Genomic DNA, 26,412 nt, shown 5'->3' with positions numbered 1-26,412 from the left:
AAGCCTTCAGAACTGCGGCAGCTTCGGCCGTACCGCCAGCGCGTCCTTGACGATCTTCTCGACCGCTTTGCGGCGCTCGCCCGACAGCGGCTGGCGCGGCATGCGCACGCGGTCATTTGTGTCGATCGCGAGCACTTCGGCAAGCTTGATGTTTTGGACCAGATAGGTCGAGACATCGAGATCGAGCAGCGGCCGGAACCAGCGGTAGATCGAAAGCGCCTCCTCGCGGCGGCCCTGCTTCATCAGCTGGTAGATGGCGACGGTCTCGCGCGGGAAGGCGACGACCAGACCCGCCACCCAGCCGATGGCGCCCACCGACAGCGCCTCGAAGGCGAGATTGTCGACGCCGGTGAACAGATCGTAGCGGTCGCCGAAGCGGTTGATGATCTCTGTCGAGCGGCGGATGTCGTCGGAGGACTCCTTGATGGCGACGAAGCGCTTGTCGGCGGCCAGTTCCTCCATCTGGTCGACGGTGACGTCGACGCGGTAGGCGAGGCGGTTGGAGTAGATCATCACCGGCAGGTCGCCGGCCTGAGCGACGGCGCGCAAGGCGGCGACCGTCTCTTCCGGGTTGGTGTGATAGATCGGGCTCGGCACCACCATCAGCCCGTTGGCGCCTTCCCGGCTCGCGCGCTTTGCGATGCTCGCCGCCTCGCGGGTGCCTGCCTCGTTGACCGTCAGCAGAACCGGCTTGCTGCCGGCAACTTTCTGGGCAGTCTTCAGCACCTCGATTTTTTCGTCATGCGACAGCATCGGGCCTTCGCCGAGCGAACCGCAGACGATGATGCCGTCGCAACCGGCCTCCATCTGCAAAGCAAAGCAGCGCTCCATCTCGGCATGGTCGAGGCGGTCGTCATCAGTAAACTTGGTCGTGACGGCGGGGAAAACTCCGGTCCACATGATCGTCTCTCCATCTGATATATCAGCCGTATATCTGTTGGAAGACCGGCTGTCAACGCGGACTCCGTTGTGATATATGGAAGATATATCAGGAGCCCACCTTTGATATCCAGTGAGACAGCATACCCCGAGCCGGCTGCCGCCAAGGCCTACCATGTACTCGAGCATATGATCGTGACGTTGGAACTGGCGCCGGCGAGCTTTGTCACCGAAGGCGCCCTCATCGAGAAGCTGGCGCTAGGACGCACGCCGGTGCGCGAAGCGATCCAGCGCCTCGCCTGGGAAGGACTGCTCGATGTCAGGCCACGCGCCGGCATCGCCATTGCCCCGCTTCATCCCGGCGACTGGCTGCGCGTGCTGGATGCCAGGCGCGGTGTCGAGGTGGTGCTGGCGCGCTCGGCCGCCCGCTTCGTCACCCGTGAGGCCGCCGACCTGTTTCATGAGGCAGCCCTTGCCATGCAGAAGGCCGTCATCTCGGGCAATGTGCTGGCCTTCATCCAGGCCGACAAGGCGCTCGACGAGGCCTTGGCGATGGCCGCCGACAACCCGTTTGCGGCCCGTCTGGCCGCGCCCCTGCAGACCCACAGCCGCCGCTTCTGGTTCCGCTACAAGGCCGACACAGGACTGGCCGAATCGGCCGAACACCACGTCGCGCTAATCCGCTCGATCCTGGCCGGTGACGAAGAGGCTGCCGCCAAGGACGCCAAACGCCTTATGGCACTGCTGCGCGGCCATGCCGAAGTGGCCGCCACACGCTGAACTCCGTCTCTGCTCCAGACTTCCGACCGGTCTTTATCAGGTGCCCGGCAAGACTGCTGCCATAGCCGCCCCGTCCCAGCCTTCGCCAGCCGTGATGATGCAGCTTTGGCCGCGTGTGTCGGTGGCCAGGATGGTCCAGGTGCCCTGGTCGGAGACGAAGATCTCAAGCACCACATTCGGGTTCACCAGGCCACGTGCGGCTTGGCTTTCGTGGAACTTCTCGCCGAGCGCCTTGACCAGGTCGGTCCGCGCCGCGCATTGATCGGCTTTGGCCTGGGCGATGCCGGACATCGCGAACACCGCAAAGAACATCGCCGCCACAAGACGTCGTGTCATCTGACACCTCCTTGCGCCAGACGAGAACCCCGGCTGCAACCGGCGCTATTTTGATGGCCTGCACCACGGCAGGAATGCAATTTAAGGCAGATGACAGGCTCTTGGTTCCATCGCTTTAACGTGATGGCCAATGTCGGTTTCGTACAAAGAAAGGCCCAGGACGTTGAACCCAGGCCTTCTTGCCGATCTTCGAAATCGTCCGGTCAGTTCATCGTCGGGATGACGAACTCGGCACCGTCCTTGACGCCGGAGGGCCAGCGCGAGGTCACCGTCTTGGTCTTGGTGTAGAAGCGGAACGCGTCCGGGCCGTGCTGGTTGAGGTCGCCGAAGGACGACGCCTTCCAGCCGCCGAACGTGTAGTAAGCGATCGGAACCGGGATCGGCACGTTGATGCCGACCATGCCGACCTGGACGCGCGAAGCAAAATCACGAGCAGCATCACCGTCACGGGTGAAGATGGCGACGCCATTGCCCATCTCATGATCGTTGGCTAGCTTGATGGCGCTCTCATAGGTCGGCGCACGCACCACCGACAGCACCGGGCCAAAAATCTCTTCCTTGTAGATGCGCATGTCGGCGGTCACATTGTCGAACAGGCAGCCGCCCATATAGTAGCCATCCTCGTAGCCCTGCATGGAGAAGCCGCGGCCATCGACGACCAGCTTGGCGCCTTCCTTGACGCCGGTGTCGACATAACCCTTGACGCGTTCCAATGCCTGCGCCGTCACCAGCGGGCCGAAATCGGCGGACGAATCCGTCGACGGGCCGACCTTGAGGCTTTCGACACGCGGGATCAGCTTTTCCATCAGCCGGTTGGCGGTGTCGTTGCCGACGGGAACGGCAACCGAGATCGCCATGCAGCGCTCGCCGGCCGAGCCGTAGCCCGCGCCGATCAGCGCGTCGACGGTCTGGTCCATGTCGGCATCGGGCATGATGATCATGTGGTTCTTGGCGCCGCCGAAGCACTGCACGCGTTTTCCCGCGGCCGTGCCGCGCGAGTAGATGTAATGCGCGATCGGCGTCGAGCCGACAAAGCCGATAGCCTTGATATCAGGATCGTCGAGGATGGCGTCGACGACATCCTTGTCGCCATTGACGACGTTGAGAACGCCAGCCGGCAGGCCAGCCTCGAGGAACAGTTCGGCGATGCGCATCGGCACGCCAGGGTCACGCTCGGAAGGCTTCAGGATAAAGGCGTTGCCGCAGGCCAGCGCCGGGGCAATCTTCCACAACGGGATCATCGCCGGGAAATTGAACGGGGTGATGCCGGCAACGACGCCAAGCGGCTGGCGCATCGAATAGACATCGATGCCGGGGCCGGCGCCGTCGGTGAACTCGCCCTTCATCATGTGAGGCGCACCGATGCAGACTTCGACCACTTCGAGGCCGCGCTGGATGTCGCCCTTGGCGTCGGCAATGGTCTTGCCGTGCTCGCGCGCCAGGAGATCGGCCAGTTCGTCATAGTCGCGGGCAACGAGTTCAAGAAACTTCATCAGCACGCGCACACGCCGCTGCGGGTTGGTCGCAGCCCATTTGATCTGTGCTTCCTTGGCGTTCAGGACAGCCGCACGGAGTTCCGCCGGCGAAGCCAGCGCCACCGTGCCGCGCACCGAGCCGTCCATCGGCTGCATGACGTCCTGCTTGCGCCCGCTGGTCCCGGCGACATGCTTGCCGCCGATGAAATGACCGTATTCGATCATGGTTTCTCTCCCTGAGTTTGTGATGGCGCATTCAACCCCTTTGCAGGCGCGAAGGCAACGCGAGGGGAAACGCAACCGTTGTGCGGGAAATAGACAACCAAGGACGAGTGTGCATTAATTGCCGCAAATTACAGATTGCTGAAAGGCCCGAAGGTTGCGCTCCGTCACACCCCCCTCTGTCCTGCCGGACATCTCCCCCGCAAGGGGGGAGATCAGATGTGGCTGCCGCCTTCGCAAATCTTCAACGCACCAAAAGAGACGCAGGTGGCGGAGCTGCCAATCTCCCTCCTTGCGGGGGAGATGGCCGGCAGGCCAGAGGGGGGTGGGCGGGAACGCCGCGTTCGCCGCTAGCCCGGACCACCCCCATGAACTGGGATGATGTCCGCATCTTCCTCGCCGTGGCCCGCGCCGGGCAGATCCTTGGCGCCGCCAAGCGGCTGGAACTCAATCACGCCACCGTCTCGCGCCGCATCGCAGCGCTTGAGGATGCGTTACGGACAAAACTGTTTCGCCGGCTTACCACCGGCAGCGAGCTGACGCCGGCCGGCCAGCGCTTTCTCGACATTGCCGAGCGCATGGAGAGCGACATGATCGCCGCGCGCTCCGCCGTGTCGGGCGAAGGCGACGATATCTCAGGCACGGTGCGCATCGGCGCGCCCGACGGGTTTGGCGTTGCATTCCTCGCCACGCGTCTTGGCGCGCTGACCGCGCTGCACCGCGAACTCACCATCCAGCTGGTGCCGGTGCCGCGTTCCTTCTCGCTGTCGCGGCGCGAGGCCGACATCGCCATCACCGTCGAGCGGCCGAGCGAAGGCAGGCTGGTGGCGGGAAAGCTGGTCGACTACACGCTCGGCCTGTTTGCCTCGCGGGACTATGCGCAGGCGCACGGCTTACCCGAGACCGCTGCCGAACTCGGCCACCATACGCTGATCGGCTACGTCCCGGACCTGATCGTCAGCCCTTCGCTCGACTATGCGGCGGAGTTCAGCCCGGACTGGCGCACCAGCTTCGCCATCTCCTCAGCGCTGGGCCAGGCCGAAGCGGTGCGGTCGGGCGCCGGCATCGGCATCTTGCACACCTTTGTCGCCCGCTCGATGCCGGAGCTGATCCCCGTCGACATCGTGACGCCGATCCGCCGCGCCTACTGGCTGGTCTATCATGAATCGGTCCGGCCACTGCGCCGCGTGCAGATCGTCGCCAACTTCATCACCAAGGCAGTCGAGAGAGAGCGCGGGCTGTTTGTCTGATGGCCGCGCCGCCTTGCCCTCGCCACAAAATCGGCCAGTGTGGCAACAAGCGCGATGTCGCCTATCATTAAGGATTGGCTGCGCGGGGTGGGACACTTTTTTGCAAAGCTGGTGCGGATCAAAATGCGAGCGGTGCTCGCCATCTTGCCGCTTGTCGCGCTTTCCGCCTGCGCCAATCCATGGACCGAAGTTCCGGAAGCCGAACTGCCCAAGCCGGTCCGCATCGCAATGGCCCGCCCGTCGCCTTTCGTCTTCGGCAATTATTGCGGTCCCGGCACCCGCACCGGCGACCTCTCGGCTCGCCCTGTCAATCGCCTCGACAGCGCCTGCCAAATCCATGACGCCTGCTACATCGCGCGCCATAATCATTGCGACTGCGACGGCGCGCTCGTCGCCTCGGCAAAGGCGATCCGTGATGACAAGACAGCGCCGAAAAAGGAGCGCGGCGAGGCCGAGCTTTTGATCGCCACTTTCGCACTTCCCGTCTGCAAGGTCTTTCCGCAAGGCTTTATGCCGCCGCGCGACCCGGCTGAGCTGAAGACGATGAACGGGGCCACGGGATGAACCGCGCCATCTGCCTGGCTCTGGCCGGGCTGGGGCTGGCGGCCCTTGCCGCTTGCGCCGCCCCGATCCGGCACAGCTGCGATTTCTTCCCCGATGCGAAGGATTGCGGCCGGCCGTCGGTATCGGCCGGCACGCCCGGACCGCAGACTGCAGCAGCAGCGTTTTTCGGCGATGCCGGTGCCAGCGACTATGAAAGGCAGTTTCTGGCGCTGCTCGCCCACAACCAGATCGGCGCCATCGACAGGGCGAACGGCACCGGTCCGTTCGGCCATGACCGCCACGCCATCGCCAACCGCGATTTCCAGGCCACCTACCGGACGCTGGAACAGCTGGCGAAGCCGGTTAGCGCCGAACAGATGCCGGCAGGTAGGGGCACCGGCGAAGGCCATTTCAACGGCCGTTGGCGCGTGTCGCGGCAGACGCTCTATGTCAACGCCGCCGCGCGGCCCTCCGCGCCAAAGACGTTCAGCTTTTCCGGCCTGCAGGCGCGCTCGATCGAGATCGTGATGCGCCAGGCGGGAAAGCGGCCGGTTGAGATATCGGGCGCCTGCGACGGGGCGCTGGCGATTCGCGCCGGCGGTGGCTCGCGCAGCGTGGCGAGCGGTGCCGCCTTCCGCCTCCGCCTGTCGGCCGGGCAAACCGCCAGCCTGTTCCCCAGCGATGGTTTGAACCGTTGCAGCCTCAAGCTCAGCTCCAGTCTGGCGCCGGCAGGCGCCCCGCTCACCATCCTGCGCGAAGAGGTTGCCTATCCGGCGATAGCCGCGCTCGACAGCCGCTACGAGCGTTGTCCCGTGCCCGATCCATCCCGCCTGGATAAGCTTGCCAGCGTCTTTTACGCCGGCCGCTGGCTGTCGCAGAGCTGTTCGCTGCCGCTCGGGTCACCGCGCCTGTTACGCAAGTCGCGCGACGGCTTTAACGCCAAGGTCGAAGCGCTGCTCGGCGCGCCTTTACCCGACAGCGCCTTCGACAAGGCCGACCCCGAACTGCCGCTCGATTTCTCGCGCGCGCCGAAACTCAAGCTGGTCTATCTGTCGTCGCTGGAGTTCAAGGCCGATTTTTCCGGCCGCGTCATCGAGCGGCTGATCCGCCATCACGCAGGCCTCGGCACCAAAGTGCGCATCATGGTCACAGACGTGCTGGAGCGCGACAAGGACGACGCGCTGCTGCACCGGCTGGCGGCCGATTATCCCAATGTCGAGTTGCAGGAATATCGCTGGCGGGCCGACCACGGCGCGCCGGTCGACGAGCAACTGTCACAGCTGCACAAGACCCATCACGTCAAGATGCTGGCGACACTTGCCGAGGATCCCGCCCGCTCGCGCGTCATCATCGGCGGCCGCAACATTCATGACGGCTTCCTGTTCCACAAGCCGATCGACCTGTCGCGCTATCCGAACCTCGAGCAATACGGCAAGACCGACGGCCTCTCGCTCAACTACTATTCGAACTGGAGCGATTTCGACATCGAGTTTGCCGACCCGGCCACGGTCGAGACGCTGGCCGCGCATCTCTCGACATTGTGGCTGCGCGACGCCGACACCAACATCGCAAGACCCTTCTCCATTCCGGTGCGCTCCGACAGCCGGCGCCCGCCGGGCACGGTGCGCCATTTCATTTCCGTGCCCTACGAGGACAACCATGCGCTCGAGACCTATTTCGTCGAGCTGATCGACACTGCCCGGCACCATATCGAGATCGTCAATCCCTACCTTAATCTGACGCCGAAGCTCAGCCTAGCCATCGAGCGGGCGCTGGCGCGCGGCGTCAGGATCGACATTGTCGGCCGCATCGACCTCAAGGGCGATATTGGCGGCAAGCTGCTGACCGCGCTCAACAAGCTGTTCGTCGAGAAATATGGCGACCGCATCAACATCCGCGAATTCAAGGCGCCCGATGTCGTGCTGCACTCCAAGATAATGATGATCGACGAAAGGCTGGTGACGATCTCGTCGGTCAATCTCAACAACCGCAGTTTCTTCCACGATCTGGAGAACGGCATGACGGTGCTCGACCCTGCCTTCTACGCCAGGATGCAGCCGGTCTATGACGACTATGTCGCCCATTCGAACCCGGTATCGACCAAGGTGACGATACCGTGGGCCTACCGATGGCTGTTCTCGAAGGGTTGGGTGAAGGAGGCGTTTTGAGGGGCTGGCGAGGCTGAAGGAATGCCGTTCTGTAGCGATCCTTTACACCCCTCTGTCCGGTAGGACAGAGGGGTGCTGGCCGCCAGCTTTAAAAAGCACCCCTACCTCAAATACCGCTCCGGCCCCAGCTCCCGCACATCGATATCAGGCACCTTGCTGGAGATGATGTCGGACAGCACCTTGGCCGAGCCGCAGGCCATGGTCCAGCCAAGCGTGCCGTGCCCGGTGTTGAGATAGAGGTTGGAGAACTCGGTGCGGCCGACCAGCGGCGGCCCGTCCGGCGTCATCGGCCGCAGCCCGCACCAGAAGGACGCCGCCTTGAGGTCGCCGCCATCCGGGAACAGATCGCCGACCGAATGTTCGAGGGTGCGCCGGCGCGATTCATGCAGCCTGAGATCGAAGCCGGAAATCTCCGCCGTGCCGCCGACGCGGATGCGGTCGCCGAGCCTGGTGATCGCCACCTTGTAGGTTTCGTCCATCACCGTCGACACCGGGGCGGCGACCGCGTCCTTGATAGGAACGGTGATCGAATAGCCCTTGACCGGATAGACCGGGATCGGGCGCCTGAGCAGGCGCATGAAGCGCGCCGAATAGCTGCCCAGCGCCAGCACATAAGCGTCGGCCGCGCGCGAGCGCTGGTCGGTGCCGACGCTGACGATGCGATTGCGGTTCTTGGAGAAGCGCCGGATCTGCGTGCCGTACTCGAACGTGACGCCGCGCGCCACGCAGAGCTCGGCCAGCCGATCGGTGAACATCTTGCAGTCGCCAGTTTCGTCGCCGGGCAATCTCAGCCCGCCGACAAACTTTTCCCGCACGCCGGCCAGCGCCGGCTCGGCCCCAATGCAGCCTTCGGGATCGAGCAACTCGTAGGGAACGCCATATTTCTTCAGCACCTCGACATCGCCGCCGGTGCCGTCGAGCTGCTTTTGCGTGCGAAACAGCTGCAGCGTGCCCTTGGTCCGCTCATCATAAGCGATGCCGGTCGCCTCGCGCAGCGCCTTCAGCGTGTCGCGGCTGTATTCGGCGAGCGGCACCATGCGCGCCTTGTTGATGGCGTAGCGATCCGCGGTGCAATTGCGCAGCATCTTGATGAGCCATGTCCACATATACGGATCGAAGGCCGGCCGCACCACCAGCGGGCCGTGCTTCATCAACAGCCACTTGATTGCCTTCAGCGGAATGCCGGGGCCGGCCCAGGGCGAAGCATACCCCGGCGAGATCTCGCCGGCATTGGCGAAGCTGGTTTCCAGCGCCGGCCCTTTCTGGCGGTCGAACACCGTCACCTCGTGGCCGGCCTCAGCGAGATAATAGGCAGTGGTGACCCCGATAACGCCGCCGCCCAACACGAAGATCTTCATCGCATCACTCTCCACGACGACTTCCGTCAGAGGGCCGCCGCCTCCTGTCTGCCGGATTCTGCGGCGTCCGCCAAGGGGCGGCGTGTCGCGGCTCTATTCGTTGATATAGCGGCGGTGGAAGCGGGGGCCGAGACTGGTCAGGATTTCATAACCGATCGTGCCGGCATGACCGGCGGCGTCATCGACGCTCTGCGAGGGGCCCAGGAGTTCGACAAGGTCGCCCTCGCGCGGCCGGCCGTCCGGCAGGGCCGAGATGTCGAGTATGATCGAATCCATCGACACCCGCCCGACAAAGGGCAGTCGCACGCCGTCGAGCCAGGCAGCCGAAGCCGCGCGCCGGTGCCAGCCATCGGCATAGCCGAGCGAGATCGTGGCCGCGCGCAAGGGACCGCTGGCCAGAAACGCATGTCCGTAGCCGACGCCCGCGCCCTTATCGATGCCGCGTGTCTGGATGATCTTTGCCTCGAGCCGCACCACCGGCAGCATCGGGTTCGCCTCATCAGGCGTCGGATTGATGCCGTAGAGCGCAGCGCCCGGACGCGCGAGGTCGTACTGATAGCGCGGCCCAAGAAAGATGCCGGAGGAATTGTCGAGCGACGCCGGCGCCTTGGGCAGCATTTTGCGCAGCCGTTCGAACTCCCTGAGTTGCGCATCATTGGCCGCATTGGTCGGTTCGTCGGCGCGGGCCAGATGGCTCATGGCGAGGACGACATCGACGCCGGCGAAAGCATCGGCCGAAAGCGCCTCGACCTCTGCCGGCGCCATGCCCAGCCGCGACATGCCGCTGTCGACCTGGATGGCGGCCTTGAGCTTGCGGCCGGCCTTTTGGCCTGCCTCGCTCCACGCCTTCAGTTGCCCGGTGCTGTTGATGACGGGAACAAGGTCGGCGGCCACCGCTTCGGGTTCCGAGCCCGGCGGCAGGCCGTTCAGCACATGGATTTCCAGCTTCGGTCCGAGTGCGTCGCGCAGCGCGACACCCTCGGTGAGATGAGCGACAAAGAAGCTGTCGCAGCCTTCGGCAACCAGTGCCGCCGCCACTTGCCGCGCGCCGAGCCCGTAACCGTCGGCCTTGACGACGCCGGCGCAGCGTACGCCGCCGAGCTTTGCCTTGAGCCGCCGGTAATTCTCCCTGACCGCGCCGAGATCGATGGTGAGAATGGCGCCGGCCGCCGCTTCGCTGATCGTATCTTTGGCTTTATGCATTGCAGACCCGCTGAAGTCGGCGCTGCCCCTCATTGTCCTGCCGGATATTTCTCCCCGGCCCTATACGGGGAGTTGAGGAGCGGTCCGCGTAAAGCGGACGAAAAGCCAACTGCTTGGCTTTTCGAGTGACGAAAGTCGGCAGGCAGGTGAGGGGCAGCCCAGACGCTGCGCTAAGAGGCCATTGCCCGGCGTCGTTCATATGGGTCTCGTGGCTGCGGGTGTCGCGATCAATAAAGCACGAATCAGCTGCCGTGCGAACCGTCACATCCAGCTAGGCAAGATGACGGAACGCCGCCACCACATCCTCATAGACCTTGCGTTTGAACGGCACGATCAGATCGGGCAGGTCCTGCATTGGCCGCCATGCCCATTCATCGAATTCGGCGGTGTGGCCGCCCGGCGGCGGATTGATCTGGATCTCGCTGGTCCCGCCGTGAAAGCTGTAGGCGAACCATTTCTGCGTCTGGCCGCGATAACGCCCCTTGAGGGCTATGCCGACCAGATCGGGCGGCAGGTCGTAATTGATCCAGTGCGGCGCCTCGGCGAGCAGCGTGACCGAGCGCATGCCGGTCTCTTCATAGAGTTCGCGCCCGGCCGCCTGCAGCGGCTCCTCGCCCTCGTCGATGCCGCCTTGCGGCATCTGCCAGAGCTGCGTGGTGCCGGCGAATTCGCTGTCCGGCTCGGCGATGCGGTGCCCGACCCAGACCAGCCCGTCGCCATTGAGGATCATCAGCCCGACACAGGGGCGGTATGGCAGCGTCTCGGGGTCCACAGGTTTCTTCGTCATGATCAGCCTTTTTCCGGGTCGATGGCCACCGCCGAGATCGGCACGATCTCGATGCCGCGCTTTTTCGCTTCGACCGCCCAGGACGCCACGGTATCGACGGTGAGGTCGAAGGCCGAGCCGATGCCGACGGCGGAGCCTTTGGCGCGCGCGGTCGCTTCCAGCGCGTCGAGCTTTTTCAGGATGGCGCCGCGGTCCTGCACGGCGTCGATTGCCGTATCGCCGGCGACGAACGGCACACCGTCCTTCAAGGCGAGATCGGACGCCAGGCTCCGTGCGGACGAGCCGTCATCGACATAGGCAAGGCCGCGCTTGCCGAGTTCGGCCATGAACGGCCCCATCGCCGTCGCGTCGGCCGAAAAGCGAGCCCCCATATAGTTCATGACGCCGGTATAGTTGGTGGTCCGCGACAGCGCCCAGCGCAGATTCTTCAGATTCTCGTCCGGGCTTGCCGCCACTGTCAGCGTGTTGCGGCCAGGATTGACATTGGGATAGTCGAACGGTTCGAGCGGCACCTGCATGACCACTTCATGCCCGCTCTGCCGTGCCGCCTGCATCCACCGGCTAATGCTGTTGCCTTGCGGCGCAAAAGCCAGCGTCACTTCGGCCGGCAGCTTGGCGATCGCCGCCTGCGTGCCGGTCTGCGACACCGCAAGCCCGCCGATGACGATTGCCACGCGAGCGCCGCGCGAACCCGACCACGGCCGCGCATAGACATCGAACGGCCGCCGGCCGTCAGCGGCGCGAACCGGGAGTGGGCCGGTGTCGCTGGCCTCGATCAGCGCCCTGTCGGGGATATGCGCGATCTTCAGGTTCTGGCCGATCGTCGACGGGTCATGGATGACAATGGCTGCATTGGGCGGGCCGTCACCCTCCTGGGTTTGCACATGGATGATCTGCGGACCGCTGGCCTTGGGCGTTTCCGCCTTCGGCGCTGCCGCCGTCGCTTGAGCAGTGGGTGCTGCGGCCGCGGGCTCGGCCGCCGCCGTCACCTTTGGCGTCGAGACCGCGATTGCTTCCGTTTTGCGGAACGGCTTCTCGCGCAGCGCGATCGCGCCGGAGATGCCGACCGCGGCCAGCACGACCAGCGTCGCCGCGACGGCGCCAGCGCTGATCCCGCGCGACGCAGCACGCTTTCGGACGGTCTGTCCGAGCGGGCGTTCGATGTCCTTGCCGACGTCAGCCAAGCCGCATCCCCGGGCGCGTGATCAGCGAAATCTTTTCGCCATGCGCAGATCCAAAACTGACGGCGCGTCCCCTGCGCCTTTTGAGGCGCAGCGCCCAGCTGCCCCCGAATCAAACTGCCGGAACCTCACGGTCCCGGCAGCATTGCATCGCTTCGATTGGGCAGCCAGAGCTACCAGTCGATTTTACTGGTTAAGCACTGCCTTCTCAGGATTCGGCGGGAATGCCGGATCGGTCTTCTGGCCGCGCAGCAGCTGTTCGGCATAGATCAGCTGCAGATCGTCCTTTGGATCCGGCGGCACATAGGCAGCCGAGCCCGAGCCGGTATCGCTCTCGTCGGCCCCCTTGATATGGCCCTTGAGGTCAGATTCACCGCGCGTCAGGTCCCTGCCCTGCAGTTCGGGCGGCAGCGGCTGGTCGACCTTGATGTCGGGCGTGATGCCCTTGCCCTGGATCGACTTGCCGGACGGCGTGTAATAGAGCGCCGTCGTCAGGCGCAGCGCGCCGTTCTCGCCAAGCGGGATGATGGTCTGCACCGAGCCCTTGCCGAATGACTGCGTGCCGACCACTGTGGCGCGGCGCAGGTCCTGCAGCGCGCCGGCGACGATCTCGGAGGCGCTGGCCGAACCGCCATTGACGAGCACGATCAGCGGCTTGGCGCCGATGTCGTCGCCTGCCTTGGCGTCGAAGCGTGTGACGTCCTTCGGGTCGCGGCCGCGGGTCGAGACGATCTCGCCACGGTCGAGGAAGGCGTCGGACACGCTCACCGCCTGGTCGAGCAGGCCGCCCGGGTTGAGCCTGAGATCGAGCACATAGCCCTTGAGCTTGTCGTTCGGCACCTGCTTCTTGATGGTGTCGATGGCATTCTCGAGGTCGTCATAGGTCTTTTCGGTGAAGGAGGTGATCTTCATGTAGCCGATGTCGTTCTCGACCCGGAACTTGACCGCCTTGACCTTGATGATATCGCGCACCACCGTCAGCTCGATCGGCTTGTCGGCGCCTTGGCGCAGGATGGTCAGCTTGATCGGCGTGTTGACCAGGCCGCGCATCTTTTCGACTGCATCGTTGAGCGTCAGGCCGCGAACCTCTTGGCCGTCGATCTTGGCGATATAGTCGCCGGCCAGCACGCCTGCCTTGGCAGCCGGGGTGTCGTCGATCGGCGTGATCACCTTGACCAGGTCGTTCTCCATGGTGACCTCGATGCCGAGGCCGCCGAACTCACCCTTGGTCTGCACGCGCATGTCCTGCGCCTGCTCGGCATTCATGTAGGAGGAGTGCGGGTCGAGCGAGGTGAGCATGCCGTTGATGGCGTTTTCGACCAGCGACTTGTCGTCCGGCGGCGTCACATACTGCGCCCGCACGCGCTCGAAGATGTCGCCGAAGATCGCCAGTTGCTTGTAGGTCTCGGAGCCTGCAGCGTTCGCCGTCGAGCCGGGGGCGCCATAGACCAGGCTCATCGCTGACGCGCCCATCAGCGCACCGGCAATAAGAAGCGACAGTTTCCGCATCATTTCACGTCCTTCCAGAGAAGCGGTCCGCCCACCATGGGGTCGGATCGACGGGTTTTCCATCCTTGCGGAACTCGACATAGAGTTCCGGCGTGGCATTTCCATTCTTCGAGGCCGAGGTGCTTGCCACCCGGGCCTCTCCCATCGCGCCGACCGGCTCTCCTGCGAGCACCGACTGGCCAGACGCGACGCTGATTCTGCTCATCCCCGCCAGGACGACATGATAGCCGTCTCCCGCATTGAGGATCAAGAGTTGACCATAGGAGCGAAAAGGCCCCGCATAAAGCACATTTCCGTCCGCCGGTGCCGTGACGATGGCTCCCGATTGTGTCGCAACCATGTCGCCAAGCATCACCGCGCCGTTACCGTCATCGGCCCCGAAACGCAGCTTGATCTTGCCGGTGACCGGCAGCGAGACTTGTCCCTGAAGTGCCGAAAACGGCGCGGCGGCGGTGAGGCGGTTGCCTTCCGGCACGGGCAGCGAAGCCAGCTCCGTCGACGCGGTTGTGCCTGCATCGGCGTTATCGGCGTCCGGCTTATCGCTGTCGGCCGCTTTCTGTTCGCCTGCCTTGACGGCATCCGCCGCCTTGCGGCTCTTGTCGGCTTCAAGCGAAGCGATCAGCTCTTTCAGGCTGCCGGCCTTGGCCGCAAGCGCCTGGGACCGCTGCTTTTCAGCGGCCATCGCCGTCCAGGTGTCCGCCTCGAGCTTCTGCTTGGCTTCGAGCAGCATGGAGAGGCGTTTCTTTTCCGCCGTCTGCTCGCCGACCGCCGCTGTCAGCCGCGTCCGCTCGGCCGCGATCGCGGCCGTCACCCGGGTCTGTTCCCTGAGGTCGGCCAGCAATTTGTCGGTCTGCTGGCGCAGTTCCGGCACCACTGCGCCGAGCAGGATGGCGCTGCGCACCGACGACAGTGCGTCTTCCGGCTTGACCAGGATCGCCGGCGGCGGATTGAGCCCCATGCGCTGCAGCGCCCCCAGCACCTCGGCCAGCACGTCGCGCCGCGCCGCCAGCGAGACACGGATCTTCTGTTCCTCGCCCTTCAGTCCTTCGAGCCTGGCGCCGATATCCTCGATGTCCTGGCCGAGCTTCTGCTCGGTCATCGCCGACTGGATAAGCGCCGCGGTGATCGAGGCATGGTCCTTCTTGACCGAAGCAATGTCGGCGGCGAGCTTGGCCAGCCGTTCGGACGACAGCGTGATCTCGGCCGACACCTTCTCATATTCGGCACGGCTCAGATCGGGGTCGGGCGCCACGTCCAGCGTATTTTCGGCCCGCGCAAGCCCGAGCGACAGCAAAACCACTGCTGCAGCGATGCCGCAGCGCGCGTGCCGGAAGCCCGTTCGTGATTTCCCGTTGTCAGCCATTGAAGCCCGACTCTATGCGTGGCTTCGTTAACGAACCATCAACCATGATCGAACCGAAGCCTAGCACAAAACAGCCGCGCATTGGGGCGGAAATCCGGACGATTGATCCTCGACCCACTGATTTACGAACGGTGGTAGGGATGTCCCGAAAGAATCGTTGCCGCCCGATAGAGCTGCTCGCCCAGCATGACGCGCACCAGTTGGTGCGGCCAGGTCGCCGCGCCGAACGAGACTATCAGCTCAGCCTGATCGCGAATCGACTGGTCGTGCCCGTCGGCGCCGCCAATGGCGATGACCAACGCCTTGCGTCCGCCATCGCGCAGCTGGCCGATACGGCTGGCGAAATCGTCTGAGGACAGGTTTTTGCCGCGTTCGTCGAGCAGGAACAGCGCCGTGCCCGGCTGCAGCTGTGCCTGCAGCTTCTGGCCTTCCTCGCGGCGGCGCTCATTGGCGTTCTGGGCTCGTCCCTCGGCGATCTCGGCGACACCAGAGAATTCGAACCCGATCGCCGGGCCGCTCTTGGCGAAACGCTCGAAATAGCGGTCGGCGAGTTCTCTCTCGGGGCCGGCCTTCATCCGGCCCACGGCATGAACTGCTATCTTCATCCCTGCCTCGGCGAGCTTTCAATCCATGTCGCACCCCGGATGGTTACGACATGAGACGGAGCTCAGTGCAAGGTCTCTTCCTCAAGGTCCGGCGCCTGCCACATCTTTTCAAGATTGTAGAATTCGCGGACTTCTGGGCGGAAGACATGGACGATGATGTCGCCTGAATCGATCAGGACCCAGTCGGCGCCGGACAGCCCCTCGACGCGCGCCGTGCCGAGACCGGCATCCTTGAGCGCCTTGAGCAGGTGGTCGGCGACAGCCGAGACATGACGGTGCGACCGGCCCGACGCGATGACCATATAGTCGCCGAGGCTCGATTTCCGCTGAATGTCGATTGAGACAATATTTTCGGCCTTGGAGTCTTCCAGACTGGCAAGGACTGTCTTGATGGCACGGGACACGGCGTCATCTACGCTGATCCTGGCCGGCGAAGGCATGACGTCAGCCTTCTTCCGCAATGCTGTTCTCAGTGTATTTCCTTTCGCAGCAAGAACAACCAAATCACCCACGAAATCAGGTGACACCCTATAGATAGGCAGAGTTCCCTTGCAGTTTCAAGACGGGAGGCCCTGCCACCGCGAACGCAGTGCACGACTTCCGGTTCCGGAGCCTTGAGAAAAATCGGAACCCATGGCCGCGGCAGGGGTTATCGACACACCCCCCAAACGGATTTTCCTGATGCCAATCGACCCCCAGAACACGCTGCTCACCGTGCAGGCTGGCCTTGCGCAACTCAGCACACTGATCGTTTCCTATTCCTTCTCCGCCATCGGCGCCATCATCCTGCTGGTCGTCGGCTATCTCGTCGCCGGGCTCGCAGAACGATCGATCTCAGCCGGCCTCGGCCATATCCATGGTTTCGACGCGACGCTGCGCCATTTCTTCTCGAAGATCGTGCGCTACGCCATCCTGATCCTGGTGGTCATCATGGTGCTCGGCCAGTTCGGCGTTCAGACGGCCTCGATCATCGCCGCCATCGGCGCCATCGGGCTGGCAATCGGCCTGGCGCTGCAAGGCACGCTGCAGAACATCGCCGCAGGCATCATGCTTCTGGCGCTCAGGCCATTCCGCATCGGCGAATATGTCGAGGTCGGCGCCATTTCCGGCACCGTCGAGGAAATCGGCCTGTTCGCCACCAAGCTCCGCACGACAGACGGCGTCTATGTGCTGGCGCCCAATTCGACGCTGTGGAACCAGCCGGTGCGCAATTTTACTCGCAACGGTGTGCGCCGCGGAGACATCACGCTGAGCATCGGCTCCTGGAACGACATCGACCTGGCGCAGAAAACCATGCTGGGCGTTGCCGGCGGCGAGCGCCGCGTCAAGCGAGAGCCGGCGCCGATCGCCTTCGTCGCCACGGTGGGCGATGCCAGCGTCGCCATCACCTTGCGCTACTGGACCACGGCGGCGGATTTCTTCGCCACCCAGATCGATCTCACCAAACGCGTCAAGCAGGCGTTCGACGCCGAAGCCATTTCGGTTCCCGCACCTCCGCCGGAGGCTCGACAGGAAACTGCCGCTACCAGGCAGTAGGAGCTGTGAAACCGTTCAGCGCTTATCTTCCGGGGCGTAGGCGAGCTCCACCGGCAGCGGCGCCTGCGCCGACATCGGCGCGAAACTGCTGGTCTCCGTAGCGGGGACGGCGCGCGTGGTGGCCACTCGCCACAGCACGAACAGGCAGAAGACAGTGGCGATGACGATGGCCACATAAATGAAGGCCTGCGTGCCATAGACAGCCGACAGGGCCGTCACGATACCCGGCACGATGAACCCCGACAGCGACCAGGCAAACAGCAACGAACTCGACAGCGCCACCATGTCGTCCTTGCCGGCGCGGTCGGCGGCATGCGCGCTGGCCAGCGAATAGATCGATTCCGAGGCGCCGTCCCAGACGATGTAGATCACCACGAGCACCATCAGCGCGCCGCCGTCGAAGCCGATGGCCAGAATACCGGCGACGATGGCCAGTGCCGCAGCGCCGGCCAGCACGTAACGGCGATCGGTACGGTCGGAAATCCAGCCGAGCGGTATCTGCAGGATCAGCGTGCCGACGGGCATCGCCGACAAAAGCAGCGCCACATCGGCCTGGCTATAGCCTTTGGCCGTGGCATGGATCGGTGCGAACCCGGCGATCGCCATCGACAGACCGCCGACGGCCAGCATGCCGGCCACGCCGACCGGCGAGATCCGCCAGGCGCGGCCAAGCGCCACGGAGGCTGCGCGAGGTGGCGGCGGTTGAGCCAACCGCGTCATGCCGACCGGCAGGATCGACACTGCGGTGAAGGCAATGCCGATCAGCGGCGCCTGCGCCGTCGCGATGTCGACCGCCGCCAGCAGGGCATAGCCGACGCCAAGTCCGGCGACATAGGCGACGTAAAACACCGCCATCACCCGGCCGCGAATGGCGTTTGCGACGGCATCGTTGAGCCAGCTCTGGGCGACGATGAACAGGCCGCATATTGCAAAACCGTAAAGCGCGCGTGCCGCGATCCACAGCAGCGGGTAGGTGCCGGCGCCAATGGCAGCATTCGACAGCGCTATCAGCGCCGACAGCACCATGAAGGCGCGGGCGTGCCCGACGCGGCGCACCAGCGGCCCGGTCAGGATACAGCCGGCAAGCCCGCCGGCCGACAGGCCGGTGATGATCAGCCCGGCCCAGGTCGGATCGAAGCGCTCGACGCCAAGCCGGACCGGGATATAGGCGAACATCAACCCGTTGCCGACCGCGATCAGCGCCATCGACACGATTACGCTGGCAATGGCGATCACGGGCGCCGGCGGGGCGCCATGATTGGGGTCGATGTCGGTCTGGTTCACTGAAGTGGCCATATCCAGCGCAGCATCGCCCAGCCAATCGCGAAAGGCCGCCGTAAAAGCGACATCGGCGATCTGGTCTTACGGAGTTACCCCTTGGCTTGCTGGCGAATAGCACTCGATGACAGCGACGAGCGTGGGCCGTGGATGAAGGTCCAGGCCGGCGCCTTCATGCGCGCGAGCCGGGGCGCATCACCCTCGTCGACGCGGGCATAGTCGAACGTCTTGGCCACGACCGAGGACAGGAAGGACAGCGTCGCGCCCGGGCGGTCGATGACCGCGATGGGGAAGGTCATGACGATCTGGCGCCAGCGCTGCCAACGGTGGAAATCGCGAAGTGAGTCGGCGCCCATGATCCAGACGAAGTCGACGCCGGGATTGCGTGCCTTGACCAGCGCCAGCGTGTCGGCGGTGAAGCGAATATGATGCGCCGCCTCGAAGGCGGTGACCTTGATCTTCGGGTTCTTGGCGACCTGCTCCGACTGGAGCAGCCGGTCGCTCAGCGGCGCCAATTCCCTGGTGCTCTTCAGCGGATTGCCAGGCGTCACTATCCACCATAGCTGGTCGAGCGCCAGCCGCCTGAGCGCGATTTCCGCCACCAGCGCATGACCGGCATGCGGCGGGTTGAACGAGCCGCCGAACAGGCCGACGGCAAGGCCCTTTTCGGCATGCGGCATGCGGAGGTAGTGCGAGGAAAGAGGCGCCCCACCCTCCCCCTTGTGGGGAGGGTCGATCCGCGAAGCGGAGCGGGGTGGGGGGATTGCAGAATTCAGCGTCGTACCCCCACCCGGCTCGCTGCGCTCGCCACCCTCCCCACAAGGGGGAGGGTAAGGCCAGCGCTCAAGGCCTCACCTGTCCCGACCCGCGCACGCGGTATTTGAACGAGGTCAGCTGCTCGACACCAACCGGTCCGCGCGCGTGCATCTTGCCGGTGGCGATGCCGATCTCGGCGCCCATGCCGAACTCGCCGCCATCGGCGAACTGGGTGGAGGCATTGTGCAGGAGAATCGCCGAGTCGATCTCGCTGAAGAAGCGCTGCACAGCCTTTGCATCCTCGGCGATGATCGCCTCTGTGTGGTGTGAGGAGAACGTCTCGATATGGTCGATGGCGCCGGCAATCCCGTCGACCAGCTTTACCGCGATGATGGCGTCGAGATATTCGGTCATCCAGTCGGCATCGGTCGCCGGCTTGGCGTCGAAGAACAGCTTCATCACTTCCTGATCGGCATGGATCTCGCAGCCGGCGGCGCGTAGCGCGTCGAGGATCGGCACCAGATGTGTGGAGGCCACCGCGCGGTCGACCAGCAAAGTCTCTGCAGCGCCACAGACACCGGTGCGCCGCATCTTGGCGTTGACGGCGATCCTGACCGCCATGTCGAGATCGGCCGAGCGGTCGATGTAGAGATGGCAGATGCCTTCAAGATGGGCAAAGACCGGCACCCGCGCCTCGCTCTGGACGCGCCCGACCAGGCTCTTGCCGCCCCGCGGAATGATGACGTCGAGATTGCCGCCAAGCCCTTTCAGCATCTCGCCGACGGCGGCGCGGTCGGTGGTCGGCACCAGCTGAATGGCGTCTTCCGGCAGGCCGGCGGCCTTCAGCCCCTCGACCAGGCAGGCATGAATGGCGGCGGACGAATTGAGCGAATCCGAGCCGCCGCGCAGGATCACCGGATTGCCGGCCTTGAGGCAGAGCGCGCCGGCATCCGCCGTCACATTCGGCCGGCTTTCATAAATGACGCCGACAACGCCGAGCGGCGTGCGCACGCGCTCGATCTGCAGGCCGTTGGGGCGATCCCAGGCGGCAATCACATCGCCGACCGGGTCCCTGAGCTCGGCGATTTCACGGATGCCATCCGCCATGGCACGGGTGCCCGCCGGATCGAGCTTCAACCGGTCCATGAAGGAGCCGGACAAGCCCGATTCGTGTCCGTTAGAGACATCGATGGCGTTGGCATCGAGAATCTGCTGCTGGCGCGCGATGATCGCGTCGGCCATGGCGAGAAGTGCGGCATCCTTGGCGGCGGCGGTCGCAATCGCCAACGGTCGGGCGGCCGCGCGGGCGCGGCGGCCGATATCAGCCATCAGCGCGACGGTGTCATCCCCGGATTGTTCATGCAACTTCAGCATGTCTCATCCTCCGCTTACCTCGCCCCCGGCCCATAGCTGGCCGGCAGGCCGTATCTGGTCACCCGGATCGCTCACCACCAGATCGTCCCTGTGGATCATCGCCGAGCGCGCCTCGTAGCCGAGCACGGTTTCGATCTCGGCGGTCTTCAGGCCTGCGATCCTTACGGCATCGGCGGCATCGTAGGCAACAAGCCCGCGCGCGATCTCGCGCCCTTCCGGCGACAGGATGGCCACCGTGTCGCCGCGCGAGAAATTGCCGCTGACCAGCCTGACGCCGGCCGGCAGCAAAGATTTGCCGGACAGCAGCGCACCGATGGCGCCGGCGTCGACGGTGAGCCGCCCGGCCGGTTCGAGCTGGCCGGCGATCCAGGTCTTGTAGCCTTTCACCGGATTGGCGCTCGGCCTGAAGAAGGTGGCGCGCTCGCCACGTTCGATCGCCATCAGTGGCGACAGCCTGGTGCCCGAGGTGATGATCATGGCGGTGCCGGCGGCGGTGGCGATCTTGCCGGCATCGAGCTTGGTGCGCATGCCGCCGCGCGACAGTTCGGATGCGGCCGCCCCGGCCATAGCCTCGATATCGGGCGTGATGCGGTCGACCACCGGAATGAATTTTGCATCGGGATCGCGCGCCGGCGGCGCCGTATAGAGCCCGTCAATGTCGGAGAGCAGCACAAGCAGGTCGGCGCCCATCATCGTCGCCACCCGGGCCGCCAGCCGGTCATTGTCGCCATAGCGGATTTCGGAGGTCGCCACCGTGTCGTTCTCATTGATGACCGGCACCGCCTTCATCTTGAGCAGCGTCGAGATCGTCGCGCGGGCATTCAGATAGCGGCGGCGCTCTTCGGTGTCGCCCAGCGTCAGCAGGATCTGGCCCGATTTCAGCGAACCCTTGCCCAGCGCATCCGACCACGCGCCGGCCAGCGCGATCTGGCCGACGGCCGCAGCCGCCTGGCTTTCTTCCAGCTTCAGCGCCCGTTTGCCGAGACCGAGAATGGTGCGGCCGAGCGCAATGGCGCCGGACGATACGACCAGGATCTCGGCGCCGCCATTGGCGAGCACCGCAATATCCTCGGCAAGCGAGGCAAGCCAGTCGCGCTTCAGGCCGCTGGTGCGGTCGACCAGCAAGGCCGAACCGATCTTGACTGTGATGCGCCGGTATTTTGTCAGCGATTGAGCCGTCATCGCTATTGGTCCCAGCCGGGTCTCGACGGGAGCGGCAGCCCTGTCGCGCGCTTCGCCGACAACCGCCATCAGCGCCCGCAGCACCGCTTCGACGCCCTCGCCGGTGGCCGCCGACAGCAGCATCGGCGCGCGGCCGGCAGCGCGTTTGAGCGACGCAACCTTCTTCTTGCGCTCATCGGCGTCGAGGATATCGACCTGGCTCAGCGCCACGATCTCGACCTTCTCGATCAGCCCATTGCCATAGGCATCCAGCTCGGCGCGCACGGTCTTGTAGGCCTTTCCAGGATTTTCCTCCTGCGCCGAGACCAGGTGCAAAAGCACACGCGTGCGCTCGACATGGCCGAGGAACCGGTCGCCGATGCCGACACCCTCATGCGCGCCCTCGATGAGGCCCGGAATGTCGGCGATGACGAATTCGCGCGCATCGATGCGGGCAACGCCGAGACCTGGATGCAGCGTGGTGAAGGGGTAGTCGGCGATCTTTGGCTTGGCCGCGGTGACGGTTGCCAGAAAAGTCGACTTGCCGGCATTTGGCAGCCCGACCAGGCCGGCGTCGGCAATCAGCTTCAGCCGCAGCCAGACATTCATCTCTTCGCCGGGCTGGCCGGGATTGGCGCGGCGAGGCGCCTGGTTGGTCGAGGTCTTGAAATGCTGGTTGCCGAAACCGCCATTGCCGCCCTTGGCCAGCAGGAAGCGCTGGCCGACCACGGTCAGGTCGCAGATCAGCGTCTCATTGTCCTCGGCAAACACCTGGGTTCCGGCCGGCACCTTGAGCGTCACATCGGCGCCCTTGGCGCCGGTCATGTTGCGGCCCATGCCGTGGACACCAGTCTTGGCCTTGAAATGCTGCTGATAGCGATAGTCGATCAGCGTGTTGAGACCGTTGACCGCTTCCAGCCAGACATCGCCGCCGCGGCCGCCGTCGCCGCCATCCGGGCCGCCGAACTCGATGAATTTTTCGCGCCGGAACGACACAGAGCCGGCGCCACCGTCGCCGGAGCGGATATAAACCTTGGCTTGATCGAGAAATTTCATTGGACTACGCAGTTTCTGTTGGCCTTGCGGCTTTGCTCTAGATCTTGCGCCTTGCTCTAAACCAAGGCGCGGCCAAGGGCGAGGCCGTTTTGCGACTAAAGCGCCGGATGCCCTTTTGTCGGGGACGCGGTAGCAGTGTTCGCGGACGGAGCTTGAGGGGCGCGGGAATGAAGGTTGTGAGCTACAACATCCAGTACGGTATCGGTCTGGATGGCCGCTACGATCTCGGCCGCATCACCGAGGCGGTTCGCGGCGCCGACGTGATCGCGCTGCAGGAAGTGACCCGCAACAATCCGAGGAACGGCAACCGCGACATGGTCGCCGAGATCGGTGAGGCGCTGCCCGAATATTTTGCCGCCTACGGCAGCAATTTCGAGGTCAATGTCGGCTCGCGCCTGGAGGCCGGCCGCGCCATCACCACCACTTTCCAGCTCGGCAACATGGTGCTGTCGAAGACGCCGATCCATCTGTCGCGCAATCTGCTTTTGCCGCGCAGCCGCAGCCTTGAGGCGATGAACTTCCAGCGCGGCGCACTCGAGGCGCTGGTCGAGACCCCGCTCGGCTTCATCCGCTTCTATTCCACGCATCTTGACCATCGCAGTCCGGTTGAGCGCGCCAGCCAGATCCGGTTCCTGCGCCAGCGCCTGTTGAACTATGCCTTCGAGGGCGGCGGTCTCTCCGGCATTCCCGAGATCGGCCTGCCGGACCTGCCCTATCCCGAAGCCTTCATCGTGATGGGCGACTTCAACATGCTGCCCGGCTCGCCCGAATATGTCGAACTCGTCGGCCGCCCGGACCATGAATTCGGTATGCCGCTGACCGCCGATCTCGCCGTCGACGTCGCCCAGCGCCTGAACACACCAGACGTCGTCACCTGGGTCGATCCCACGCGACCCGAAGACACAAGCCGCCACAAGCGCATAGACTACATCTTCACCTCGGCCTCGCTCGCCGGATCGCTGAAGCGCCTGTGGGTCGACCGTGAAGCGGTCGGCTCGGACCATCTCCCGATTTGGGTCGAGATGGGCTGAGTTGAGCCCGATCCACAACCAACGTTGCCAAACCTGTCGTTTGGAGGCACGCGCCTAGGTGTGTTGAGATTCAGGTCAGGCCGAGCCGAAAACACTGGTTTTCGAGAACCGGAGCGGAGTGTACTTAAGTACGTGCACCGGAAGCGCATAAAACCCGCGTTTGCAGGCCGGCCTCACCTGAATATCAAAACACCTAGAAATGCACCCAGTTTCGAAGACTGATCCAGGTCTTTCTGTCCAGCCGGTACCGCTCGACCGGCACCTGGCCGGCGACGATCGAGTTCAGCATGCCCTGGCCGGCATACTGGAAGCCGCATTTGTGGATGACCCGGCGCGAAGCCGGATTGATCACCCGCGTCGAAGCCTGCAGCACCTGGATCGACGTCCGTTGGAAGGCGAGGTCGACCAACGCGTGCGCGGCCTCCGTCGCATAGCCGCGCTTCCAGTAGGGCTCGCCGATCCAGTAGCCGAGCTCCAGCCCGCGATCGGTCATGTTGAGGCCGGCGCAGCCGACGAAAATGTCGGTGCCGGCGAGCGTCAGGGCATAGGCGATGCCGGCCCGGCGCGATCTCGTCATAGCCAGGAAGGCGCGTGCCTCGGCCTCACCATAGGGGTGCGGCATGCGGGCCAGCATCTCGGCGACGTGACGGTTGTCGGCAAGCTCGACCAGTTGCGCGATATCGGCTTCGCAGGGAGCGCGCATCACCAGCCGCTCCGTGGCCAGCACCGGGCAATCTATCGCGTAACTTTCGTCTTCGGTGTCTTCCGCTTCGGCAACCATTCGACGTCCTCCAGGCAAGAAAAAAGGGGAGATGGAAAACCCATCTCCCCTGATCCTTTTCCTGGCTCCATTCACTGGTTTGGCCAGACACCGGTTCCCGAGATGGGCGCCGGTTTTATAGTGCGGAACCGGCTACTCCGCGGCTTTGGTAATCGGGTTGACCGATACGTAGGTTCGGCCGTTGGCTTTTTTGTTGAAGGTGACTGCGCCGGTCTCGAGCGCAAAAAGGGTGTGGTCCGTGCCCATGCCGACATTGACGCCGGGATGCCAGGTGGTGCCGCGTTGACGGATGATGATGTTGCCCGGGATGACGGCTTCGCCGCCGAACTTCTTCACGCCCAGACGCTTGGAATGCGAGTCGCGACCGTTGCGCGACGAGCCGCCAGCTTTCTTGTGTGCCATCTAACTAACTCCGATGCGCCCTGGGGCGCTTGAATGGTCTTATGAACGCGTTCGCGTTCCGTTTCAAGTCCGATCCGGCGACCTTGTCGCCGGTTCGTTTTACTTCTTCGCCAGTTCCTTGGCCTGCTCGCGCCAGTCGTTGATCTGGTCGGTGCTGAAGGGCATGTGCGCGTCGATCTTGGCCACGTCCTTGTCCGACAGCTTGGCAAGCTGGGCGAAGGTGGTGATGCCCTGCTCGTGCAGCTGGCCGGCGGCAACCGGGCCGATGCCCTTGATCACGGCCAAATCGTCCGGCTCGCCCTTCGGCGCCTTGAACAGCGGCGCGGCGACGGCGGTCTCCGTCTTGGCTTCATCCTTCGGAGCAGCCTCGGCTTTGGCTTCCTTCTTCGCCTTGGCTTCCTTCGGCGCGGCCTCGGCCTTCGCCTCGGGCGCTACGTCAGCCTTGACTTCCTTGGCTTCCACCTTGGCTGAGGCCTTCTTGGAAGGCTTGGCGCCACCCAGCAGGATCTCGGCGATCCGCACGGTGGTCAGAAGCTGGCGGTGGCCGATCTTGCGGCGCGAATTCTGCCGGCGACGCTTCTTGAAAGCGATGACGGTGCGGTTCTTGCCCTGCTCGACGACTTCCGCCGTGACCAGAGCGCCATCGACGAACGGGGCGCCGAAGGTGACATTTTCGCCTTCGCCATGGGCGAGGACGCTGCCGATTTCGACGATATCGCCGACATTGGCTTCGAGCTTCTCGATCTTGAGGAGATCGTTGGCGGCAACGCGATACTGCTTACCGCCCGTTTTAATGACTGCGAACATTTTTTGCCTTTCGCTGTTCGGTCGGCCTCGATGAGCCGCGTCACGCGGTTCGGCCGTCTTTTTGTCAGTCTGCGGGTTCGAAAAACAAGCGGCGTGGAAGAACCCTCCACGCCGATTGCGCGCTTCCCCTAACCGAAGGTTCGGTACGAGTCAAGGCAAACGGGCGGAATCCTTGGCCACGCCGCCTCCTTGCCGCCCCCGATCTCTCCGGTCGAGGACCGGTTGGCCCCATCTGCCGACGTGGCCGCAACGCAGCCCTCCAGACAGAGCCCGCACAGGAAGCTGAATTCCCCCGCGGATTTGGCCTTGTAACCTGCCCGCCCAGCCGTTATCTAGTGCGCCGCGCCGGCAACGGCCGACCATGACCGCGGAGAGGTGGCAGAGTGGTCGAATGCACCGCACTCGAAATGCGGCATGGGTGCAAGCCCATCGGGGGTTCGAATCCCTCCCTCTCCGCCACCCTACGCCCTGCGGGCTTCGGGTGGCAGGCCACCCGGAACCGCATCTGGGCGTAGGAGTGTCGCCCGAAGCTACGAAGTAGCGTAGGGGGGACCGGAACGAAGCAGGATGC

At 64.4% G+C, this 26,412-nt stretch carries 24 protein-coding genes, 1 tRNA gene and 1 pseudogene; 7 read left to right on the top strand and 19 right to left on the bottom strand.

Annotation, left to right across the window (positions count from 1 at the left end; genetic code table 11):
- Positions 1-6: 6 nt before the first annotated feature.
- Positions 7-900, bottom strand: coding sequence for a dihydrodipicolinate synthase family protein (locus NKJ18_RS18955; RefSeq protein ID WP_023693150.1), 894 nt, complete (start codon positions 898-900; stop codon positions 7-9).
- Positions 901-969: 69 nt separating this feature from the next.
- On the opposite strand from NKJ18_RS18955, the gene NKJ18_RS18950 reads away from it, so the two are divergent.
- Complete coding sequence (locus NKJ18_RS18950) at positions 970-1,659, top strand: GntR family transcriptional regulator (RefSeq protein WP_373420159.1); 690 nt, start codon at positions 970-972, stop codon at positions 1,657-1,659.
- A 36-nt stretch (positions 1,660-1,695) separates the two neighbouring features.
- Here NKJ18_RS18950 and NKJ18_RS18945 read toward each other — a convergent pair whose 3' ends face one another.
- Positions 1,696-1,995 (bottom strand): hypothetical protein, encoded by a 300-nt coding sequence (locus tag NKJ18_RS18945; protein WP_023728657.1) that lies wholly within the window; start codon positions 1,993-1,995, stop codon positions 1,696-1,698.
- A gap of 203 nt (positions 1,996-2,198) precedes the next feature.
- Positions 2,199-3,695, bottom strand: a complete 1,497-nt coding sequence (locus NKJ18_RS18940; protein ID WP_023684131.1) for a CoA-acylating methylmalonate-semialdehyde dehydrogenase — start codon at positions 3,693-3,695, stop codon at positions 2,199-2,201.
- Positions 3,696-4,060: 365 nt separating this feature from the next.
- Here NKJ18_RS18940 and NKJ18_RS18935 point away from each other — a divergent pair, with 365 nt between their 5' ends.
- The 3 genes from NKJ18_RS18935 (at position 4,061) to NKJ18_RS18925 (ending at position 7,653) form a co-directional block, all read left to right on the top strand.
- The gene (locus tag NKJ18_RS18935) at positions 4,061-4,942 is read left to right on the top strand and encodes a LysR family transcriptional regulator (protein WP_023834626.1); all 882 of its coding nucleotides are present in this window, start codon (positions 4,061-4,063) and stop codon (positions 4,940-4,942) included.
- Between the two features lie 123 nt (positions 4,943-5,065).
- Positions 5,066-5,506 (top strand): phospholipase A2 family protein, encoded by a 441-nt coding sequence (locus tag NKJ18_RS18930; protein ID WP_023737897.1) that lies wholly within the window; start codon positions 5,066-5,068, stop codon positions 5,504-5,506.
- Positions 5,503-7,653, top strand: a complete 2,151-nt coding sequence (locus NKJ18_RS18925) for a phospholipase D-like domain-containing protein (protein WP_352759200.1) — start codon at positions 5,503-5,505, stop codon at positions 7,651-7,653. Before NKJ18_RS18930 ends, NKJ18_RS18925 begins: the two co-directional genes overlap by 4 nt.
- Positions 7,654-7,754: 101 nt before the next feature.
- Here the strand turns inward: NKJ18_RS18925 and NKJ18_RS18920 are convergent, their stop codons facing one another.
- The 8 genes from NKJ18_RS18920 to rsfS all read right to left on the bottom strand — a co-directional run bounded on the left by NKJ18_RS18920 (position 7,755) and on the right by rsfS (position 16,099).
- The gene (locus NKJ18_RS18920) at positions 7,755-9,011 is read right to left on the bottom strand and encodes a D-amino acid dehydrogenase (RefSeq protein ID WP_023668705.1); all 1,257 of its coding nucleotides are present in this window, start codon (positions 9,009-9,011) and stop codon (positions 7,755-7,757) included.
- Positions 9,012-9,104: 93 nt separating this feature from the next.
- A complete protein-coding gene (gene alr / locus NKJ18_RS18915) occupies positions 9,105-10,214 on the bottom strand; it encodes an alanine racemase (protein WP_352759198.1) in 1,110 nt (369 codons plus the stop codon).
- Between the two features lie 271 nt (positions 10,215-10,485).
- Positions 10,486-11,001, bottom strand: coding sequence for an RNA pyrophosphohydrolase (locus NKJ18_RS18910; RefSeq protein ID WP_023755537.1), 516 nt, complete (start codon positions 10,999-11,001; stop codon positions 10,486-10,488).
- 2 nt (positions 11,002-11,003) lie between these two features.
- A complete protein-coding gene (locus NKJ18_RS18905) occupies positions 11,004-12,185 on the bottom strand; it encodes a divergent polysaccharide deacetylase family protein (protein WP_023755536.1) in 1,182 nt (393 codons plus the stop codon).
- 183 nt (positions 12,186-12,368) lie between these two features.
- Positions 12,369-13,694, bottom strand: a complete 1,326-nt coding sequence (locus NKJ18_RS18900; RefSeq protein ID WP_023668701.1) for a S41 family peptidase — start codon at positions 13,692-13,694, stop codon at positions 12,369-12,371.
- 1 nt (position 13,695) lies between these two features.
- The gene (locus NKJ18_RS18895) at positions 13,696-15,054 is read right to left on the bottom strand and encodes a murein hydrolase activator EnvC family protein (RefSeq protein ID WP_352759195.1); all 1,359 of its coding nucleotides are present in this window, start codon (positions 15,052-15,054) and stop codon (positions 13,696-13,698) included.
- Positions 15,055-15,176: 122 nt separating this feature from the next.
- Positions 15,177-15,659, bottom strand: a complete 483-nt coding sequence (rlmH, locus tag NKJ18_RS18890) for a 23S rRNA (pseudouridine(1915)-N(3))-methyltransferase RlmH (RefSeq protein WP_023684125.1) — start codon at positions 15,657-15,659, stop codon at positions 15,177-15,179.
- A 62-nt stretch (positions 15,660-15,721) separates the two neighbouring features.
- Entirely contained in the window at positions 15,722-16,099 is a 378-nt protein-coding gene (gene rsfS / locus NKJ18_RS18885; RefSeq protein ID WP_023668698.1) for a ribosome silencing factor, read from the bottom strand.
- Positions 16,100-16,340: 241 nt separating this feature from the next.
- Between rsfS and NKJ18_RS18880 the strand changes: the two genes are divergently transcribed.
- A complete protein-coding gene (locus NKJ18_RS18880) occupies positions 16,341-17,195 on the top strand; it encodes a mechanosensitive ion channel family protein (protein WP_023736854.1) in 855 nt (284 codons plus the stop codon).
- 15 nt (positions 17,196-17,210) lie between these two features.
- Here the strand turns inward: NKJ18_RS18880 and NKJ18_RS18875 are convergent, their stop codons facing one another.
- From NKJ18_RS18875 to obgE, 5 genes and pseudogenes are all read right to left on the bottom strand, one after another.
- Complete coding sequence (locus tag NKJ18_RS18875; RefSeq protein WP_023818237.1) at positions 17,211-18,491, bottom strand: MFS transporter; 1,281 nt, start codon at positions 18,489-18,491, stop codon at positions 17,211-17,213.
- A gap of 74 nt (positions 18,492-18,565) precedes the next feature.
- Positions 18,566-19,153: a nicotinate-nucleotide adenylyltransferase gene (locus tag NKJ18_RS18870; RefSeq protein ID WP_023693161.1), complete on the bottom strand. Its 588-nt coding sequence runs from the start codon at positions 19,151-19,153 to the stop codon at positions 18,566-18,568.
- 163 nt (positions 19,154-19,316) lie between these two features.
- Entirely contained in the window at positions 19,317-20,603 is a 1,287-nt protein-coding gene (locus NKJ18_RS18865; protein WP_023818238.1) for a glutamate-5-semialdehyde dehydrogenase, read from the bottom strand.
- Between the two features lie 3 nt (positions 20,604-20,606).
- The gene (gene proB, locus NKJ18_RS18860) at positions 20,607-21,785 is read right to left on the bottom strand and encodes a glutamate 5-kinase (RefSeq protein ID WP_023744952.1); all 1,179 of its coding nucleotides are present in this window, start codon (positions 21,783-21,785) and stop codon (positions 20,607-20,609) included.
- Positions 21,786-21,800: 15 nt separating this feature from the next.
- Positions 21,801-22,820 (bottom strand): annotated as a pseudogene (gene obgE, locus NKJ18_RS18855) (GTPase ObgE); the annotation flags it as partial.
- Between the two features lie 167 nt (positions 22,821-22,987).
- On the opposite strand from obgE, the gene NKJ18_RS18850 reads away from it, so the two are divergent.
- A complete protein-coding gene (locus tag NKJ18_RS18850) occupies positions 22,988-23,851 on the top strand; it encodes an endonuclease/exonuclease/phosphatase family protein (RefSeq protein ID WP_023700238.1) in 864 nt (287 codons plus the stop codon).
- Positions 23,852-24,044: 193 nt separating this feature from the next.
- Here NKJ18_RS18850 and NKJ18_RS18845 read toward each other — a convergent pair whose 3' ends face one another.
- The 3 genes from NKJ18_RS18845 to NKJ18_RS18835 form a co-directional block, all read right to left on the bottom strand.
- Entirely contained in the window at positions 24,045-24,632 is a 588-nt protein-coding gene (locus NKJ18_RS18845; RefSeq protein WP_023688901.1) for a GNAT family N-acetyltransferase, read from the bottom strand.
- 132 nt (positions 24,633-24,764) lie between these two features.
- Positions 24,765-25,034 (bottom strand): 50S ribosomal protein L27, encoded by a 270-nt coding sequence (gene rpmA / locus NKJ18_RS18840; protein WP_015315190.1) that lies wholly within the window; start codon positions 25,032-25,034, stop codon positions 24,765-24,767.
- Between the two features lie 99 nt (positions 25,035-25,133).
- Positions 25,134-25,841: a 50S ribosomal protein L21 gene (locus tag NKJ18_RS18835; protein WP_023693165.1), complete on the bottom strand. Its 708-nt coding sequence runs from the start codon at positions 25,839-25,841 to the stop codon at positions 25,134-25,136.
- A 369-nt stretch (positions 25,842-26,210) separates the two neighbouring features.
- Between NKJ18_RS18835 and NKJ18_RS18830 the strand changes: the two genes are divergently transcribed.
- Positions 26,211-26,300 (top strand) — tRNA-Ser (locus NKJ18_RS18830).
- Positions 26,301-26,412 lie beyond the last annotated feature (112 nt).

Source organism: Mesorhizobium sp. M0217 (assembly GCF_040321955.1).
In the GTDB taxonomy this organism is placed as follows: Bacteria; Pseudomonadota; Alphaproteobacteria; order Rhizobiales; family Rhizobiaceae; genus Mesorhizobium.
The sequence above is the reverse complement of the archived record's forward strand: the minus strand, read 5'-3'. Positions and strand labels throughout refer to the sequence as shown.

What these genes read in the sequence shown, in the direction of transcription:
- NKJ18_RS18955 (WP_023693150.1), bottom strand. Translation starts at nt 900, where the DNA reads ATGTGGACCGGAGTTTTCCCCGCCGTCACGACCAAGTTTACTGATGAC.
- NKJ18_RS18945 (WP_023728657.1), bottom strand. Translation starts at nt 1,995, where the DNA reads ATGACACGACGTCTTGTGGCGGCGATGTTCTTTGCGGTGTTCGCGATG.
- NKJ18_RS18940 (WP_023684131.1), bottom strand. Translation starts at nt 3,695, where the DNA reads ATGATCGAATACGGTCATTTCATCGGCGGCAAGCATGTCGCCGGGACC.
- NKJ18_RS18935 (WP_023834626.1), top strand. Translation starts at nt 4,061, where the DNA reads ATGAACTGGGATGATGTCCGCATCTTCCTCGCCGTGGCCCGCGCCGGG.
- NKJ18_RS18930 (WP_023737897.1), top strand. Translation starts at nt 5,066, where the DNA reads ATGCGAGCGGTGCTCGCCATCTTGCCGCTTGTCGCGCTTTCCGCCTGC.
- NKJ18_RS18925 (WP_352759200.1), top strand. Translation starts at nt 5,503, where the DNA reads ATGAACCGCGCCATCTGCCTGGCTCTGGCCGGGCTGGGGCTGGCGGCC.
- NKJ18_RS18920 (WP_023668705.1), bottom strand. Translation starts at nt 9,011, where the DNA reads ATGAAGATCTTCGTGTTGGGCGGCGGCGTTATCGGGGTCACCACTGCC.
- alr (WP_352759198.1), bottom strand. Translation starts at nt 10,214, where the DNA reads ATGCATAAAGCCAAAGATACGATCAGCGAAGCGGCGGCCGGCGCCATT.
- NKJ18_RS18910 (WP_023755537.1), bottom strand. Translation starts at nt 11,001, where the DNA reads ATGACGAAGAAACCTGTGGACCCCGAGACGCTGCCATACCGCCCCTGT.
- NKJ18_RS18900 (WP_023668701.1), bottom strand. Translation starts at nt 13,694, where the DNA reads ATGATGCGGAAACTGTCGCTTCTTATTGCCGGTGCGCTGATGGGCGCG.
- NKJ18_RS18895 (WP_352759195.1), bottom strand. Translation starts at nt 15,054, where the DNA reads ATGGCTGACAACGGGAAATCACGAACGGGCTTCCGGCACGCGCGCTGC.
- rlmH (WP_023684125.1), bottom strand. Translation starts at nt 15,659, where the DNA reads ATGAAGATAGCAGTTCATGCCGTGGGCCGGATGAAGGCCGGCCCCGAG.
- rsfS (WP_023668698.1), bottom strand. Translation starts at nt 16,099, where the DNA reads ATGCCTTCGCCGGCCAGGATCAGCGTAGATGACGCCGTGTCCCGTGCC.
- NKJ18_RS18880 (WP_023736854.1), top strand. Translation starts at nt 16,341, where the DNA reads ATGCCAATCGACCCCCAGAACACGCTGCTCACCGTGCAGGCTGGCCTT.
- NKJ18_RS18875 (WP_023818237.1), bottom strand. Translation starts at nt 18,491, where the DNA reads ATGGCCACTTCAGTGAACCAGACCGACATCGACCCCAATCATGGCGCC.
- NKJ18_RS18870 (WP_023693161.1), bottom strand. Translation starts at nt 19,153, where the DNA reads ATGCCGCATGCCGAAAAGGGCCTTGCCGTCGGCCTGTTCGGCGGCTCG.
- NKJ18_RS18865 (WP_023818238.1), bottom strand. Translation starts at nt 20,603, where the DNA reads ATGCTGAAGTTGCATGAACAATCCGGGGATGACACCGTCGCGCTGATG.
- proB (WP_023744952.1), bottom strand. Translation starts at nt 21,785, where the DNA reads ATGACGGCTCAATCGCTGACAAAATACCGGCGCATCACAGTCAAGATC.
- NKJ18_RS18850 (WP_023700238.1), top strand. Translation starts at nt 22,988, where the DNA reads ATGAAGGTTGTGAGCTACAACATCCAGTACGGTATCGGTCTGGATGGC.
- NKJ18_RS18845 (WP_023688901.1), bottom strand. Translation starts at nt 24,632, where the DNA reads ATGGTTGCCGAAGCGGAAGACACCGAAGACGAAAGTTACGCGATAGAT.
- rpmA (WP_015315190.1), bottom strand. Translation starts at nt 25,034, where the DNA reads ATGGCACACAAGAAAGCTGGCGGCTCGTCGCGCAACGGTCGCGACTCG.
- NKJ18_RS18835 (WP_023693165.1), bottom strand. Translation starts at nt 25,841, where the DNA reads ATGTTCGCAGTCATTAAAACGGGCGGTAAGCAGTATCGCGTTGCCGCC.